Source organism: Sphingomonas sp. CFBP 13714, assembly GCF_014842205.1.
In the GTDB taxonomy this organism is placed as follows: domain Bacteria; phylum Pseudomonadota; class Alphaproteobacteria; order Sphingomonadales; family Sphingomonadaceae; genus Sphingomonas; species Sphingomonas aerolata.
The window spans coordinates 78069-93407 of the sequence record NZ_JACYVG010000007.1 but is presented as its reverse complement, the minus strand read 5'-3'; the positions used below and the strand labels follow the sequence as shown (position 1 = coordinate 93407).

The 15339-nt window shown below is 67.5% G+C and carries 15 protein-coding genes; 10 read left to right on the top strand and 5 right to left on the bottom strand.

Annotation, left to right across the window (positions count from 1 at the left end; all coding sequences use genetic code 11):
* Nucleotides 1–104: 104 nt before the first annotated feature.
* From IFT54_RS15995 to IFT54_RS15980, 4 genes are all read right to left on the bottom strand, one after another.
* Nucleotides 105–2924, bottom strand: coding sequence for a TonB-dependent receptor (locus IFT54_RS15995; RefSeq protein ID WP_192071352.1), 2820 nt, complete (start codon nucleotides 2922–2924; stop codon nucleotides 105–107).
* 334 nt (nucleotides 2925–3258) lie between these two features.
* Nucleotides 3259–3789: a translation initiation factor IF-3 gene (infC, locus tag IFT54_RS15990; protein ID WP_031396176.1), complete on the bottom strand. Its 531-nt coding sequence runs from the start codon at nucleotides 3787–3789 to the stop codon at nucleotides 3259–3261.
* 99 nt (nucleotides 3790–3888) lie between these two features.
* Nucleotides 3889–5880 carry a threonine--tRNA ligase gene (gene thrS, locus IFT54_RS15985; RefSeq protein WP_031396175.1) on the bottom strand — a complete coding sequence of 664 codons (1992 nt, stop codon included), beginning with the start codon at nucleotides 5878–5880 and terminating at the stop codon, nucleotides 3889–3891.
* Between the two features lie 164 nt (nucleotides 5881–6044).
* Nucleotides 6045–6860, bottom strand: coding sequence for an LD-carboxypeptidase (locus tag IFT54_RS15980; protein WP_192071351.1), 816 nt, complete (start codon nucleotides 6858–6860; stop codon nucleotides 6045–6047).
* A gap of 48 nt (nucleotides 6861–6908) precedes the next feature.
* Between IFT54_RS15980 and IFT54_RS15975 the strand changes: the two genes are divergently transcribed.
* The 7 genes from IFT54_RS15975 (at nucleotide 6909) to IFT54_RS15945 (ending at nucleotide 11821) form a co-directional block, all read left to right on the top strand.
* Nucleotides 6909–8333: a UDP-N-acetylmuramate--L-alanine ligase gene (locus tag IFT54_RS15975; RefSeq protein WP_192071350.1), complete on the top strand. Its 1425-nt coding sequence runs from the start codon at nucleotides 6909–6911 to the stop codon at nucleotides 8331–8333.
* Between the two features lie 36 nt (nucleotides 8334–8369).
* Nucleotides 8370–8624 carry a DUF6356 family protein gene (locus tag IFT54_RS15970; protein WP_031395112.1) on the top strand — a complete coding sequence of 85 codons (255 nt, stop codon included), beginning with the start codon at nucleotides 8370–8372 and terminating at the stop codon, nucleotides 8622–8624.
* A gap of 436 nt (nucleotides 8625–9060) precedes the next feature.
* Nucleotides 9061–9468 (top strand): hypothetical protein, encoded by a 408-nt coding sequence (locus IFT54_RS15965; RefSeq protein ID WP_192071349.1) that lies wholly within the window; start codon nucleotides 9061–9063, stop codon nucleotides 9466–9468.
* Nucleotides 9465–9668, top strand: a complete 204-nt coding sequence (locus tag IFT54_RS15960) for a helix-turn-helix transcriptional regulator (protein WP_192071348.1) — start codon at nucleotides 9465–9467, stop codon at nucleotides 9666–9668. The genes IFT54_RS15965 and IFT54_RS15960 overlap by 4 nt, the downstream gene beginning before the upstream one ends.
* A 38-nt stretch (nucleotides 9669–9706) precedes the next feature.
* Nucleotides 9707–10444: an alpha/beta fold hydrolase gene (locus IFT54_RS15955; RefSeq protein ID WP_192071347.1), complete on the top strand. Its 738-nt coding sequence runs from the start codon at nucleotides 9707–9709 to the stop codon at nucleotides 10442–10444.
* Complete coding sequence (locus IFT54_RS15950; protein WP_320481960.1) at nucleotides 10441–11253, top strand: hypothetical protein; 813 nt, start codon at nucleotides 10441–10443, stop codon at nucleotides 11251–11253. The genes IFT54_RS15955 and IFT54_RS15950 overlap by 4 nt, the downstream gene beginning before the upstream one ends.
* Before the next feature lie 154 nt (nucleotides 11254–11407).
* Entirely contained in the window at nucleotides 11408–11821 is a 414-nt protein-coding gene (locus IFT54_RS15945; RefSeq protein WP_037531709.1) for a VOC family protein, read from the top strand.
* Between the two features lie 38 nt (nucleotides 11822–11859).
* Here IFT54_RS15945 and IFT54_RS15940 read toward each other — a convergent pair whose 3' ends face one another.
* Complete coding sequence (locus tag IFT54_RS15940; RefSeq protein WP_192071346.1) at nucleotides 11860–12120, bottom strand: DUF6894 family protein; 261 nt, start codon at nucleotides 12118–12120, stop codon at nucleotides 11860–11862.
* A gap of 298 nt (nucleotides 12121–12418) precedes the next feature.
* Between IFT54_RS15940 and IFT54_RS15935 the strand changes: the two genes are divergently transcribed.
* The 3 genes from IFT54_RS15935 (at nucleotide 12419) to IFT54_RS15925 (ending at nucleotide 15154) form a co-directional block, all read left to right on the top strand.
* On the top strand, nucleotides 12419–13159 hold the full coding sequence (locus IFT54_RS15935) for a Crp/Fnr family transcriptional regulator (protein ID WP_342354850.1): 741 nt from the start codon (nucleotides 12419–12421) through the stop codon (nucleotides 13157–13159).
* 240 nt (nucleotides 13160–13399) lie between these two features.
* Nucleotides 13400–14830 carry a DEAD/DEAH box helicase gene (locus tag IFT54_RS15930; protein WP_166746984.1) on the top strand — a complete coding sequence of 477 codons (1431 nt, stop codon included), beginning with the start codon at nucleotides 13400–13402 and terminating at the stop codon, nucleotides 14828–14830.
* A 57-nt stretch (nucleotides 14831–14887) separates the two neighbouring features.
* Nucleotides 14888–15154, top strand: a complete 267-nt coding sequence (locus tag IFT54_RS15925; RefSeq protein ID WP_037530941.1) for a hypothetical protein — start codon at nucleotides 14888–14890, stop codon at nucleotides 15152–15154.
* Nucleotides 15155–15339 lie beyond the last annotated feature (185 nt).

The window sequence follows — 15339 nt, the reverse complement described above, 5'->3', positions numbered from 1 at the left end:
GGTCAAGCCCGGGATGACGGAAGGGCGCGACCCTCCCCGCCACAAACAAGAAAGGCCGGCCCGCTCTCCCGAGCGGACCGGCCTTCCCTAGCGACGTTGAACGCTCAGAACCGCGTGCGCACCGTCAGCCCATAGGTCCGCGGCTCGGCGAGGTACGAGGTGAAGATCTGGTTCCCCACCCCGCCGAACGCCTTCACCTGGTCGAGATTGCCCGCGCCCTGGAACGGCGCGTTGAAGCCGACCTGCTGGTAATCGGTGTCGAGCAGGTTCTGCGCCCACAATTCGACCGCCCATTTCTGCGCCGGCCCACGGATGCCGATCCGCGCGTTCATCAGGAAGAAGCCGTCCTGCGCCTTCTCGGTGAACAGGTCCGACCCGGTATTATAGTCGCTGGTCATGCGGCCATCGATGTAGAACAGCCCGGTGATCCCCGACGACCCCAGCTCGGGCGTCCACGTCCCCGACGCGGTGACCGTGTGCTTGGGCGCGTTCGACAGCGTGTTGCCCGACAGCAGGAACAGCGCGGGGTCGAGGGCCTCGCCCGTCTCCGACCCGACCAGGTTGTTCTTGAAGGTCGTGTCGACATAGGTGTAGCCGAGCGACACCGCGACGTCGCGGACCGGGAACAGCCCCGCCTCGAGCTCGACGCCCTGCGACCGCACGCCGTATTTCACGTCGCCGGTGCACGCGCCCGTCGCCGCACTCGCATCGCGATCCGCGCCGTTCAGGCTGGTGTCGCACGAGCTGATGTTCTGGACGATGAAGTTGGTGCCGTTGAACGTGTTCAGCTGGAAGTTCTTGAACTCCTGGCGGAAGCCCGCGACGTTGAAGGTGAACTGCGCGGAGGTGAACTTCAGCCCCAGCTCATAGGAATTGACCGTCTCGGGATCGAACCGCAGCCGGCTCGCGCTCGCATTGGTCGGCGCCGCGAACACGTTCGCGGTCAGGTCCGACCGGTCGAGATTGTACCCGCCCGCCTTGTAGCCGCGCGAATAGGACGCATAGAGCAGCGTGTCGGTGCGCGGCTTGTACGACACGATCCCCGTGCCGCTGAACTCGCCTTCCTTGAACCCGTCGTTGAGGTCGAGCCCGTTCAGCGCCGAGGTCGAATTGCCCGTGCAGGTCAGCGTGACGATCCCGCCAACCAGAGTCTTCAGGCTGGCGGGCACTGCAGCGCTCGCCAGCAGCGGGCTCAGCGCCGCCTGCTGCGCGGGGCAGACGGTGTTGTTGTTGTTGAAATCGGCGTGGAAATCCTTCTGCTCATGCGTGTAGCGAAGCCCGCCGGTGATCGACAGCTTGTCGGTGACCTTGAAAATGTTGTGCGTGAAGAACGCGTAATTCTCGCTGTCCTGATAATAGGTCGACCGCTGATCGCCCAGATTGTTGAGCGTGCTCAGCCGGTCGATGCCGCTCAGGATGGTACCGGTCAGCGCGCCGAAGGCGGGCTGCGTGCCCGGAACCTGTCCGGACAGGACCGCACGTCCCGCCGCGCTGAGGCAGCCCGGATTGGCCGGATTGCGCAGCGCCGCCGCCGGGTTGACCGTCGCGACGATCCGGCACGCGGCGAACGCGCCGTACTGCGTCCCGAACTTCAGATTGTCCGCGACGACCAGGTCTTCCTTGGAATAATAGCCGCCGACCAGCCAGTCGAGCTTGTCGTCGAACAGCGACCCGTTCAGCCGGACTTCCTGGCTGAAGGTGTGGAACTGGCGATAGCTGTTGCCGTCGTCCGCGCGGTAGCCGATGTCGAGATTGCCGTAGTCGATGTCGGCCGCGCCGCCCGACTTGTACTCGCGATACGCGGTGATCGAGGTCAGCTGCGCAAAGCCCAGATTCGCGTCGATCTGGCCCGAGCCGCCATAATCCTCGGTGATGTTCGAATAGGCGCGGCCCAGCGTGTTGGCGATGCGGCGGTTATACGGATCGCCCTGGCTCGGGAACACCGCACCCATGCTCTGCATGACCTGCTGGATGCGGTTGCCCGCGGGGTTGATCGCGAAGTCGCCCGCGACGCCCGGCGTCGGGTCGATCTTCTCGCGCGTGTCGATATAGACCGCACCACAGCATTTCTCGTCACGCCGCGTGTAATCGCCGATCAGCCGCACCGACACGTCGGCGCTCGGCTCGAACAGCAGCTGCCCGCGCACGAAATAGCGGTTGCGGTCGTTATAATCGGTCTGGTTGATGACGTCGTAATAATAGCCGTCGCGCTTGCCGAACACGCCGTCGAGCCGGAACGCCAGCTTGTCCTTGATGATCGGCCCGGTCAGCCCGCCCGCGATGCGGATATTGTTGTAATTGCCATAGGTCGCGTCGCCATAGCCGCCGAACTGGTAGGACGGCAGCTTGGTCAGGATGTTGATCGTGCCCGCCGATGCGTTGCGCCCGGCCAGCGTCCCCTGCGGCCCGCGCAGCACCTCGATCCGGTCGACTTCGCCGAGATCGTTCAGACCCGAACCCGTGCGGCTGCGATAGACGCCGTCAATGAACACCGCGACCGAGCTTTCAAGGCCGGGATTGTCGCCGACCGTGCCGATGCCGCGGATACGCGCCGAGGCGTTCGCCTCCGAGCCGGTCGACGAGATCAGCAGCGACGGCGCGAGCTGGGTCATCTGGCGGATGTCGGTCGCACCCGAATTCTGCAGCGCGGCCTGGCCGACCGCGGACACCGCGATCGGAACGTTCGACAGCCGCTCGGAACGCCGGGTCGCGGTGATGACGATGTCGCCCGCATTGATCGGCTGGGGATTCGCGTTCTCGGCAACCGGCTGCTGCTGCGCATCGACCGACGCGGCGGCGGTACCCGATGTATTTGAGGGTACGGTCTGCGCCTCGGGCTGCGTCGTCGGGACATCCTGTGCGAAGGCCGGCGCCGCGATCGCGATCGTCGCGGCGGCAGACAACAGATATGCGGTCATGCGCATGGGCATCTCTCCTGGCGGCTTCGAATTATTTCGAATTTCCGGTTTGGTCAGGAGGTAATTGGAATTTTCATGCAGCGTCCACCGATTTCCGTATGCGGAAGTAACTTTCCGGTCGCTGTGTCGCACTTCCGCAACACCGAGCAATAACACCGCGTGATAGCCCCGAAATCGATGCATCGCGCACGGGTGGTTCGACCGCGGCGGTTGACGCTACGGAAAGGGTCATGGTGACCTGCACCCCAACGCAAACGGCCCACCGCCCCGGACAGGGGGCGATGGGCCGGTCGCTATCGTCGTATCGCGTCCCGCATTGCGGGGCCGCGTCGTCACGCCGTTACTTGGGCGCGAGCACCATCAGCATCTGACGGCCTTCCATGCGCGGATACGCCTCGATCTTGGCGATCTCCGCGACGTCGTCCTGCACGCGCTTCAACAGGTTCATGCCCAGCTGGCCATGGCTCAGCTCGCGGCCACGGAAGCGCAGCGTGATCTTGACCTTGTCGCCCTCGCCGATGAAGTCGTTCACCTTCTTCATCTTCGTGTCGTAATCATGGTCGTCGATGTTCGGACGCATCTTGATCTCCTTGATCTCCTGCGTCTTCTGCGACTTGCGTGCGAGGTTCGCCTTCTTCTGCGCCTCGTACTTGAACTTGCCGACATCGAGGAACTTGGCGACGGGCGGATCGGCGTTGGGCGAGACCTCAACCAGGTCCAGACCATGCTCGGCCGCCTGCTCGATCGCTTCGCGCGTGTACATCACGCCCAGATTTTCGCCCTCGTGATCGATCACGCGGACCTTCTGGCTCTGGATGAATTCGTTGAATCGCGGGCCGTTCATCGCGGGCGTCTGCATGGGCCGGCGCATCGTGGGAGGACGTATGGGGGTTGCTCCTGTTGTTTCTGACGAAGTATTTGGGCCGGCTTATAGCGCAGAAAGCTCTGCGCGGAAAGCCGGCCTCGTCCATCACATATCGGGAGCGCGCGCCTCGATCGCAAGGCGTGCCACCGCCTCGTCGAGCGACAGCATCTCCTGCCCCTGGCTGCCCAGCCGGCGAATCGCGACCGTCGCCTCGTCCGCCTCGCGCTTGCCGACCACGAACAGCACCGGCACCTTGGCCAGGCTGTGCTCGCGCACCTTGTAGTTGATCTTCTCGTTGCGCAGGTCGGTCTCGACGCGGATCCCCGCCTTGCGCAGCGCGGCCACGACACTGTGCGCATAGTCGTCCGCATCCGACACGATCGTCGCGACCACCACCTGCACCGGCGCCAGCCACAGCGGGAAGCGCCCGGCATGATGCTCGATCAATATGCCGATGAACCGCTCGAACGTGCCCAGAATCGCGCGGTGGAGCATCACCGGCCGATGCCGCTCGCCATCCGCGCCCACGTACGACGCGTCGAGTCGCTCGGGCAGCACGCGGTCCGACTGGATCGTGCCGACCTGCCACGTCCGCCCGATCGCATCGGTCAGGTGGAATTCGAGCTTGGGCGCATAGAACGCCCCCTCGCCCGGCAGCTCCTCGAAATTCGCCTTGATCGTGTCGGACAAGGTCGACTGCATCACCGCCTCGCGCAGCTCGGCCTCCGCCTTGTCCCACATCGCGTCGTCGCCGAACCGCTTCTCGGGACGCAGCGCGAGCTTCACCGCATAATCCTCGAAGCCCAGATGCTTGTACACGCTGTCGAGCAGCTCGCAGAACTTGCGCACCTCCTCGACCAGCTGGTCCTCGCGGACGAAGATATGCGCGTCGTCCTGCGTGAACTGCCGCACGCGCATGATGCCGTGCAGCGCGCCATGCGGCTCGTTGCGGTGGCAGCAGCCGAACTCCGCCATCCGGATCGGCAGGTCGCGGTACGACTTGATCCCCTGCTTGAAGATCAGCACGTGCGCCGGGCAGTTCATCGGCTTGAGCGCCATCAGGTCGCCTTCGCCCGACAGGACCGCGCCCTCGTCTTCCACATTGGGAATCTCGTCGGGCACCACGAACATGTTCTCGCGATACTTGCCCCAGTGGCCCGACTGTTCCCACTGCTTGGCGTCCATCAGCTGCGGCGTCTTCACCTCGGCATAGTCCGCCGCGTCGAGCCGCCGGCGCATATACGCCTCCAGCTGGCGCCAGAGCACGAAGCCGTTGGGATGCCAGAACACCGAGCCCTGCGCCTCGCTCTGGAGGTGGAACAGGTCCATCTCCTGCCCGATCTTGCGGTGATCGCGCTTGGCGGCTTCCTCCAGCCGGAACAGATGCTGGTCGAGCTGCTTCTTGTTGAGCCAGCCGGTGCCGTAGATCCGGCTGAGCATCGCGTTCTTCTGGTCGCCGCGCCAATAGGCGCCGCTCACGCGCGTCAGCTTGAACGCCGCGGGATCGAGCTTGCCGGTCGACACCATGTGCGGCCCCCGGCACATGTCGAGCCACTCGCCCTGGCGGTAGATGGTCAGTTCCTCGCCCTCGGGCAGCTCGGCGGCCCATTCGGCCTTGAACGTCTCGCCCTGCTCGGTCCAGCGGTCAATGAGCTGCTGGCGGCTCCAGACCTCGCGCAGGAACGGCTCGTTCCGCGCGATGATCGCGCGCATCTCGGCCTCGATCGCGGGCAGGTCCTCGTCGGTGAACGGCCGGTCCTTCGGCGCGAAGTCGTAATAGAAGCCGTCATCGGTCGCGGGCCCGAAGGTGATCTGCGTGCCGGGAAACAGATGCTGCACCGCCTCCGCCATCACATGCGCCAGGTCATGCCGCACCAGCTCGAGCGCATCCGCCTCGTCGCGCGCGGTGACGAGCGCCAGCTGCGTATCCCCCTCGAACGGCCGCCCGAGATCCCGCACCTGCCCATCGATCCGCGCCGCCAGCGCCGCCTTGGCAAGCCCCGGCCCGATCGCCGCAGCGACATCCGCGGGCGTAGTCCCGGGCGCAACCTCGCGGACGGAACCGTCGGGAAGCGTAATGCGGAACATGGCAGACATGAGGAACTTTCTCGTGATGGAAGAGCGGCGCTTATGCCGTCGCCCAGCCGATATAGGCAACCCGCCTCGCACCGACACCCCAGCGCACCCGTCATCCTGACGAAAGTCAGGATCCAGAGCCAAACAGCACCCCGCCCCGTAGCGCTGAGGCGTGACGAGCCCCCTCACCCCACCCCAAACGGCACCACATGGTTCCCCTGCGTGTGCCCCACCTCGGCCCGCCCCAGATACGGCACCCCCATGTCCCGCGCCCACCGCACCATCATGTAATCCAGCGTCTCCCCCCAGGCCGGCTCGTTCGCCTGCACCGCGGTCACCGCCCCGAGCCTGAGCCCGGCAATCCCCTTCAGCTGCGTCGCGTTCGCCACCTTGAACAGCATCCGGTCGATCGCATACATCGGCTCCGACACCTCCTCGACGATCAGCACATGATCGGTCAGATCCGGCAGCCACGGCGTCCCGATCAGCGACGTCAGGATCGACAGGTTGAACGCCGCCGAAGGCTGCCCCCCGAGCCCCGGCTCGAGTCCGCTGCGATCCCCCCGCGCCATCCACCCGAGCGACCGCGCCACCGTCGCCTCGCCGTCATGCCGGTTGATGTCGCTCACCATCGGCCCGTGCGCCACGCGCCCGATCCGCCGCGCGTACAGCGCCCCCAGCAGGAACCCGACATCCGAATAGCCCAGATACGTCTTGTGCCGCGCCGCGCGCGCCAGCTCGGGCATCACCATCTGCAGGATCCGGTTCGCGCCATAGCCCCCGCGCAGGAACCAGATCGCGTCAAACGCCGGATCGTTCGCATATTCCAGAAACGCCGCCGCCCGCGCGAAGTCCGACCCCGCGAAATGCCCGTCGGTCGCGGTGCATTGCGGATGGAACACCAGCTCGACCTCGGGAAACGCGCACGCCGCATAGGCGGCGACCACGGGGATCGCCGAAGGATTGGTCCGGCTCGACGCGGCGAGAACACCGATGCGCATGGTTCGTCCTGTCTTGCCCCGTTACGCAACCGCCGATAGCGCGAGCACATGGATATCACCAACCCCTCCGACCAGACCGCCGCCGACCAGCCCGCCTATTTCTTCATCGGCATCGGCGGGTCGGGGATGATGCCGCTCGCGATGATCCTCGCGGGCCGCGGCGCGACCGTCGCGGGCTCGGACCGCAATCTCGACCAGGGCCGCGTCCCCGCCAAGTTCGACGACCTCGCCGCCAAGGGCGTCGCGCTCTTCCCGCAGGACGGCAGCGGCATCGTCTCCGCGGACCAGCACGTCGTCGCCTCCGCCGCGATCGAGCCGACCGTCCCCGACATGATCGCCGCCGCCGCGCTTGGCTGCCCGCGCGCCACCCGCGCCGAGCTGCTTGCGTCCCTGTTCAACGACAGCCGCCTGCCGATCGGTGTCGCCGGCACCAGCGGCAAGTCGACCGTCACCGGCATGATCGGCTGGATCCTCCACACCGCCGGCCGCGACCCCACCGTGATGAACGGCGCGGTGATGAAGAACTTCGCAGGGCCCGACGCCCCCTTCGCCAGCGCGCTGGTGGGGGCCGGCGACACCTTCGTCAGCGAAGTCGACGAAAGCGACGGCTCGATTGCGCATTACGCGCCCAGAATCGCCGTCCTCAACAATGTCAGCCTCGACCACAAGTCGCTCGAGGAACTGCGCCAGCTGTTCGGCACCTTCATCGCCAAGGCCGAGACCGCGGTCGTCAACGCCAACGACCCCGACGCGGCAGCCCTCGCCGCGCGCCTCCCCCGCGGCCAGGTCACCACCTTCGCGATCGACGCGTCCGCCGACCTCCGCGCCGAGAACCTGAAGCCCGAACCCTTTGCGATTGGCTTCGACCTCGTCTCGCGCGGCGTCCGCACGCGCGTGAAACTCGCGGTCCCCGGCCGCCACAACGTCTCGAACGCGCTCGCCGCGATCGGCGCGGCAATGGCCGCCGACGTGTCGCTGCCCGACGCGGTCAAGGCACTCGCGAGTTTCACCGGCCTGCGCCGCCGCTTCGATCTCGTCGGCGAAGCGAACGGCGTCGCGGTGATCGACGATTTCGGCCACAACCCCGACAAGATCGCCGCCACGCTCGACACGCTCCACGCCTTTCCCGGCCGCCTGCTGATCCTGTTCCAGCCGCACGGCTATGGCCCCTTGAAGGTCATGGGCACCGAGCTCGTCGCCACCTTCGTCGCGAGGCTGGCCCCCGAAGACCTGCTCGTCCTCCCCGACCCGGCCTATTATGGCGGCACCGTCACCCGCGAGGTCACCAGCGCCGACATCGTCGCCCGGATCGCCGCGGAAGGCCGCGACGCCCGCCACATCCCCGACCGCGCCGACGCCGCCGCGCTGCTCGTCGCCGAGGCCCGCCCCGGCGACCGCATCGTCGTGATGGGCGCGCGCGACGACACGCTCAGCCTGCTCGCGGCGACCATGGTCGAATCCCTCGCCGGCTGATAGGATAAGCCCGATCCCCCGTCCGGAGACCCGCCGATGTTCCGCCGCCTCTTCCTCGACCATCCCGCCACCGTCGGCGAAAGCTATGCCGAGCATTTCGGCGTCGCCAGCCGGTTCGGCGTGACGATGATCGCCGGCGGCCTCGGCGCGCTCGTCCACGCGGTCGTCCCCGCTTTGTGCAAGACCAGCGGCAGCGACACGGTCCGCGAACTCCACCGCCAGATGGTCGCCAAACGCGGCGCGGTGGCGGCCGACCAGACCCAGATGAAGACGGTAGAATTCATCATCTGACCCCGTCCCCCCGCGAAAGCGGGGGCCCAGGACGAAGGCGGTAAGCGCCGCCCACCCCCCACCCGTCATCCAGACGAAAGTCAGGACCCAGAGCCAAGCAGCGCTGCGCCCCGTGACCCTGGATCCTGGGTCAAGCCCAGGATGACGGCGGTGAAGTGCAGCCCTCCACCCGTCCTCCCGACGGCGGGGAAGCGCCGCCCTCCCCACTCGCCATCCGGACGGCGGGGAAGCGCCGCCCCCCTCCCCCGTCATCCTGACGAAAGTCAGGATCCAGAGCCAAGCAGCACCGAGCCCTGCCACCCTGGACTCTCGCCTACGTGGGAGAACGGACAGTCGCGATCGCATCCCCTCAACCCCGCCCCCGCTGTAAAGCCACCTTGACTCCCACACCCTCCAATGACAAGCTTCCTTTACCGATTCGAAAGGACGCTTGACCATGCACAAGAGCCCCGCGCTGCGCCGCTACAACGCCACCGTTCTCGGTCTCAGCCTTGCGTACATGGGCACGCTGTTCGGCGTGGTGGCGCTGTTCCGCAGCCATCCGCCGACCGGCCCGCTCGCCTATCTCCTCGCGGTGCTGCCCGCGCTTCCGCTGCTCAGCGTCTTCCTCGCCTGGGGCCGCTATCTGCGCGACGAGCCCGACGAATATATCCGCACGATGAACGTCCGCCAGACGCTGATCGCCACCGTCTTCATGCTCTGCGCGACGACGATCTGGGGCTTTCTCGAAAGCTTCGGCCTGGTGCCCCATGTCCCGGCCTATTCGGCGGGCGTGCTCTGGTTTGCCGGCCTGATGCTCGGCGGGTGCCTCAACATCGCCGCGGTTCGCGCAGGGACAGCATGAAGAACCGCCTGAAAGTCCTGCGCGCCGAACGCGACTGGAGCCAGGGCGACCTCGCCGACCGCCTCGACGTCTCGCGCCAGAGCGTCAACGCGATCGAGACCGGCCGCTACGACCCCTCGCTCCCGCTCGCCTTCCGCATCGCCGAGCTGTTCGGCCTTGCGATCGAGGACATCTTCACCAGCCCCTCTGCACCCACCTGACCTAGCCCCACCCGCCCGCTTTGGCTAAAGCCCCGCGCATGACCGACACCACCACCCCCGCGCCGGACCGCCCCCGCCTCGCCTATCACCACACGACCGGCACCGGCCCGACGATCGTCTTCCTGTCGGGCTATGGCTCGGACATGACGGGCACCAAGGCGGTCACGCTCGAGGCCTGGGCGAAATCGCAAAGCCGCGCCTATCTCCGCTTCGACTATGGCGGCTGCGGCCGGAGCGAGGGCGCGTTCGAGGATCAGACGCTCGTCGACTGGCGCGACGACGTGATCGCGATGCTCGAGGCGCTGGCGGACGGCCCCGCGGTGCTCGTCGGCTCGTCGCTCGGCGGCTGGCTGATGCTGCTGGTGGCGAAGGCCCGCCCCGATCTGGTCGCAGCGCTCGTCGGCATCGCCCCCGCGCCCGACTTCACCGACTGGGGCTTCACCCCTGAGGAAAAACTGACGCTGCTCAGCGCGGGCCGGCTCGAACGCGCCAACGATTACGGCCCCGAACCCACCGTCTACACCCGCGGCTTCTGGGCGTCGGGCGAGGCGAACCGGCTGATGTTCGGCTGGATCGAGATCCGCTGCCCCGTCCGCCTGATCCAGGGCCAGCGCGACAAGGCGGTGCCGTGGCTGCGGACCACCCGGCTCGCCGAGCTGCTTCGTTCAGCCGATGTGCAGACATTGCTCGTCAAGGACGGCGATCACCGCCTGTCACGCGATTCCGACATCGCGCTGATCATCCGCGCGGTCGAGGATGTGATCGCCCGCCTATGATCCTGATGCTGCTCGCCCCCGCGCTGCTCCTGTCCCAGGCCGCCAGCCCCGCCACAAAGCCTGCCGCCAGGCCGACAGCGACACCGGCCGCCAGGCCCGCCGCCGCCGGCCCCGCCGACGATGCCACCCGGCTCCAGCGCTGCATCGCGACGATCGCCACCGATCCGGTCGCCGCGCGTGCCGAGGCGGGCCGCTGGCGGATGGCGGGCGGCGGCGCCGCGGCGCGCGACTGTGGCGGGCTCGCCTTTGCCGCGGAAAAGAACTGGGCCGCCGCCGCCGCCGAATTCGAGAGCGCGGCGCGCGACGCACAGCTCGCGCACGACGATCGCGCCGCGACCTACTGGGCGCAGGGTGGCAATGCCTGGCTCGCCGCGGGCGACGCGACCAAGGCGCGCACCGCGCTCGATTCGGCACTCACCGCGGGGACGCTGACCGGGCTCCAGCTCGGCGAGGCACGGCTCGACCATGCGCGCGCGCTCGTCGCCGCGGACGATCTCGCCTCCGCGCGCACCGATATCGATCTCGCGCTGACCACCGCGGGCGACGATCCGCTCGCCTGGCTGCTGTCCGCAACGCTCGCGCGGCGGATGGGCAATCTGCCCCGCGCCCGCGGCGACATCGCCGAGGCGCTCAAGCGCTCCCCCGACGACGCCTCGGTCCAGCTCGAGGCGGGCAACATCGCCGCGCGCGACGGCGACGAGACCCGCGCCCGCGCCGCCTGGGCCGAAGCCGCACGCCTCGCCCCCGACACCCCCACCGCCCGCAACGCCATCGCCGCGCTCCGCCAGTTCGACCCGCCCAAACCCTGATCGGCCCGGAGAGCCGCACCCGCGCCACCGTCATTCCCGCGCAGGCGGGAACCCAGACGGGCAACCCTCACGGCCCACCTACCACCACCCGCCCCTCTGGAACCCCGCCGGGGCGCCGCCTATCTACCGGCGATCCAACCCGAAAAGGCCGTCCATGAAATATCTGCACACGATGATCCGGGTCACCGATCCGGCCAAGACGATCGCGTTCTTCGAGCTGCTCGGGCTGAAGGAGGCCCGCCGCCTCGAAAACGAGCAGGGTCGCTTCACGCTGATCTTCCTCTCCGCGCCCGGCGACGAGAGCGCCGAGGTCGAGCTGACGCACAACTGGGATCCGGAAGAGTATGGCGAAGGCCGCAATTTCGGCCATCTCGCCTACCGCGTCGACAATATCTACGAGACCTGCCAGCGGCTCCAGGATGCCGGCGTGACGATCAACCGCCCGCCGCGCGACGGCCACATGGCGTTCGTCCGCACCCCCGACAACATCTCGATCGAGCTGTTGCAGGACGGCCGGCTCGACCCCGCCGAGCCCTGGGCGTCGATGCCCAACACCGGCCACTGGTAAGGGCCACTGGTAAGGATCGTCGGCCCGCCCGCCGCGCGTCACGCGCGGCGGCGGGCTGGCATCGTCCCGGCCGCCATCGCCGCGGCACAGTCGGCGACGTGGACCGTCGCACCGCCGCCCTCGATGATCTCAATCCGCATCGTCAGGTCGACACAGCCCTGGCGGATGTCCTCCGCCAGCATCTCGCGCATCGCGACGATCGCATGCTCGATCGCCGCCGCGCGGTGCGCGAGCTCGATCCCCTCGTGATCCTCGATCACCTCGCCGCCCAGGGCGATCTGAAATCTGTATCGCGGCATCAGCGACATCCTGTGCGTTCGACGCGACGGCCGGGGCGACCGGCGCTGCCGCGCCCAGTGTTCGCCCCTGTTTCTCGCAAGGCGTCTACGCCCCTGCGCGACGATCGGTTCCGCGCCATCCGTATAGCGCGAGGCACCCGACATTTTCTTACAATAACCGACAATTTCCGAAATGCGCGTCTAACCTATGTTTGAGCGAGACTATAACGCCTGTGATAGTGCAGGGCGCCTCTGGGCAAGCTATGCTTAACCCGGCGACTGAGAGTTCGATATGCTCCCGCCCGAGCGGAGCCTGCATGTGGATTACCCCATCGTCGTCACCGATCATCTGATTGCCAAGCTCGCGACCCGGGTCGAGCTGAGCGCGGCGGATCGCGTGGCGATCGCGGCGCTGCCGTGCAAGCTGCGCACGATCGACCAGTCGACCTATATGCTGCGCGAGGGGCAACGCCCGCTGCGCTGCGCGTTCGTGATCGACGGCTTTGCCTATCGCCAGAAGCTCACCCCCGATGGCGAGCGCGAGATCGTCTCGATCCTGATGCCCGGCGACTTCATCGATCTCCAGAACCTGTTCCTCGAGGAATCGGATCACGACGTCCAGGCATTGACCCGGATCACCGTCGCCGAAATCCCGATCCCCGCACTGCGCGAGATCGTCGCGGTCTCGCCGCAGATCGCCACCGCCTTGTGGATCGAGGCGCTGGTCGAAGCGTCGATCCACCGCGAATGGCTGCTCAACGTCGGCCGCCGCAACGCCAAGATGCGGCTCGCGCATCTGCTCTGCGAATTCTCCGCCCGGCTGCGCGCCTCCTCGCTCAGCGACGCGGACGGCAGCTACGAACTGCCGATGACTCAGGAACAGATGGGCGATGCGCTCGGCCTGACCCCGGTCCATGTCAACCGCGTGCTCCGCGCGCTCGAGACCGACGGGCTGATCACGCGGCGCAAGCGGCAGATCGGCGTCGTCGACTGGTGTGCGCTGCGCGACGCCGCCGAATTCAATGAACGCTATCTCCACCTGACCCAGACGCGCAGCTGAGGACGGGGCCTGAGGACGGGGCCAGAGCCGCCCCGACCCGGCCACTCTTGACTTTTCGACCGGTCGCGCGCATCTGACCGCCATCGAGGTGTCATGCAGCGTGATCGGACCTGAACAAGGTCCAGGCTCCGTCTCGGTCGTTTCTAACGGGCTTCCCTTTTCACGCGGGGTGTCAAAACACCACGCCCCTCGCGCGTCCTCCTGTGGATTCGCGAGCCCGGCACATTTGAGAGACTTTTCATGTCCTTTTCCAACCTCGGCCTCGCCGAGCCCCTCGTCCGCGCGCTCGAAGCCAAGGGCTATACCGAGCCGACGCCGATCCAGGCCCAGTCGATCCCGATCCTGCTCGAGGGCGGCGATCTGCTCGGCATCGCGCAGACCGGCACCGGCAAGACCGCCGCGTTTGTGCTGCCCTCGATTCAGCGCCTGACCGAGACGCAGAAGCGCGTCCTGCCGACGCATTGCCGCATGCTCGTCCTCGCGCCGACCCGCGAACTCGCCAGCCAGATCGCCGACAGCGCGCGCGCTTACGGCCAGTTCAGCAAGATGTCGGTGACCACCGTGTTCGGCGGCACCAGCATCAACAAGAACCGCCAGGATCTCAGCCGCGGCGTCGACATCCTCGTCGCCACGCCGGGCCGCCTGATCGACCTGATCGAGCAGGGCTTCTGCAACCTGTCGATGATCGAGATCCTCGTGCTCGACGAAGCCGACCAGATGATGGACCTCGGCTTCATCCACGCGCTGAAGAAGATCGTCCGCATGCTGCCGAAGAAGCGCCAGACGCTGTTCTTCTCGGCGACGATGCCGACCGCTATCCGCGATCTCGCGTCGCAGTTCCTGCTCGATCCAAAGACCGTCTCGGTCAAGCCCGCCGCGACCACCGCGGAGCGCGTCGACCAGTATGTCACCTTCTGCAACCAGTCGGAAAAGCAGGCGCTGCTGACGATCACGCTGGGCGATCCCGCGATCGACCGTGCGCTCGTCTTCACGCGCACCAAGCACGGCGCCGACCGCGTCGTGAAGCTGCTCGCGGGCAACGGCATCGCCTCGAACGCGATCCACGGCAACAAGAGCCAGGGCCAGCGCGAGCGCGCGCTCGGCGAATTCAAGCAGGGCAAGGTCAAGGTCCTGATCGCGACCGACATCGCCGCACGCGGCATCGACGTCTCGGGCGTCAGCCACGTCATCAACTTCGAGCTGCCCAACGTCGCCGAGCAATATGTCCACCGCATCGGCCGCACCGCACGTGCGGGCGCCAGCGGCATCGCCGTCGCGTTCTGCGCGGATGACGAGAAGGCCTATCTGCGCGACATCGAGCGGATCACCCGCCAGAAGGTGACGGTCCGCCCGCTGCCCGACGATTTCGTCAACCTGTCGAACCAGATCAAGCAGACGCGCGTCAAGACGATGGGCGCCGATCCCGAGGTCCGGATCGACCGTCCGCGCGATCCCGCACGTCCCCGCGCCACCCACGCGCCCCGCGCGACCGGCACCACCGGCCGCAACTATGCGGGCGCGAGCCGTGGCGGTCAGGGCGGTGGCCAGGGTGGCGGCGGCGGTCGTCCCCAGGGCGGCGGTCGTCCCGGCGGCCAGGGCGGTGGTCGCCCCGCCGGCGGCGGTCGCCCCGGCGGCCAGGGCCGCGGCGCCGGCCCCAGCTCGGCACGCTAAGGCCCCATGTCTTTGCCTCGCGGGTTTGCTATAGGCAGACCTGCGAGGAGAAGACTGATGGACGTCTCGAATACCCCGATCGCCGAACGCATCGCCCGCGTCCTGGCGGGCCAGCGGATCAGCGCCAATGCCGGCGGCGACGCCGCCTCCGCGTCGCGCCTGATCGACGACGCCTGGACCGACTATCTCCCCGACGCGCTCGCGGTCCTGCGCACCTTGCGCGAACCCGACCAGACCATGGCCGCCGCCGGCGACCCCGCCATCTGGGAAACCATGGTCCTCGCCGCGCTAAAGGCCGCCCGCCCGCAGACGGTGGTGCTGTAGCGCCCGCCAAGCGACGGACCACGCCTCCCCCAAGCTGACGACCGTGGTGCGCGCGCCACCTCACCCCCCCGCGTCATCCTGACGAAAGTCAGGACCCAGAGCCAAAAGCGACCCCGCCCGTAACCCTGGATCCTGGGTCAAGCCCAGGATGACGTAAGAGAGTAGCGCCCGCCCCCCCACCCGCT

Excerpts from the sequence above, each read along its gene's own strand:
- IFT54_RS15950 (WP_320481960.1), top strand. The coding sequence starts at position 10,441 with ATGATCCTGATGCTGCTCGCCCCCGCGCTGCTCCTGTCCCAGGCCGCC.
- IFT54_RS15960 (WP_192071348.1), top strand. The coding sequence starts at position 9,465 with ATGAAGAACCGCCTGAAAGTCCTGCGCGCCGAACGCGACTGGAGCCAG.
- IFT54_RS15925 (WP_037530941.1), top strand. The coding sequence starts at position 14,888 with ATGGACGTCTCGAATACCCCGATCGCCGAACGCATCGCCCGCGTCCTG.
- IFT54_RS15995 (WP_192071352.1), bottom strand. The coding sequence starts at position 2,924 with ATGCGCATGACCGCATATCTGTTGTCTGCCGCCGCGACGATCGCGATC.
- IFT54_RS15945 (WP_037531709.1), top strand. The coding sequence starts at position 11,408 with ATGAAATATCTGCACACGATGATCCGGGTCACCGATCCGGCCAAGACG.
- IFT54_RS15955 (WP_192071347.1), top strand. The coding sequence starts at position 9,707 with ATGACCGACACCACCACCCCCGCGCCGGACCGCCCCCGCCTCGCCTAT.
- IFT54_RS15940 (WP_192071346.1), bottom strand. The coding sequence starts at position 12,120 with ATGCCGCGATACAGATTTCAGATCGCCCTGGGCGGCGAGGTGATCGAG.
- IFT54_RS15975 (WP_192071350.1), top strand. The coding sequence starts at position 6,909 with ATGGATATCACCAACCCCTCCGACCAGACCGCCGCCGACCAGCCCGCC.
- IFT54_RS15965 (WP_192071349.1), top strand. The coding sequence starts at position 9,061 with ATGCACAAGAGCCCCGCGCTGCGCCGCTACAACGCCACCGTTCTCGGT.
- IFT54_RS15980 (WP_192071351.1), bottom strand. The coding sequence starts at position 6,860 with ATGCGCATCGGTGTTCTCGCCGCGTCGAGCCGGACCAATCCTTCGGCG.
- IFT54_RS15930 (WP_166746984.1), top strand. The coding sequence starts at position 13,400 with ATGTCCTTTTCCAACCTCGGCCTCGCCGAGCCCCTCGTCCGCGCGCTC.
- IFT54_RS15970 (WP_031395112.1), top strand. The coding sequence starts at position 8,370 with ATGTTCCGCCGCCTCTTCCTCGACCATCCCGCCACCGTCGGCGAAAGC.
- infC (WP_031396176.1), bottom strand. The coding sequence starts at position 3,789 with ATGCGCCGGCCCATGCAGACGCCCGCGATGAACGGCCCGCGATTCAAC.
- thrS (WP_031396175.1), bottom strand. The coding sequence starts at position 5,880 with ATGTCTGCCATGTTCCGCATTACGCTTCCCGACGGTTCCGTCCGCGAG.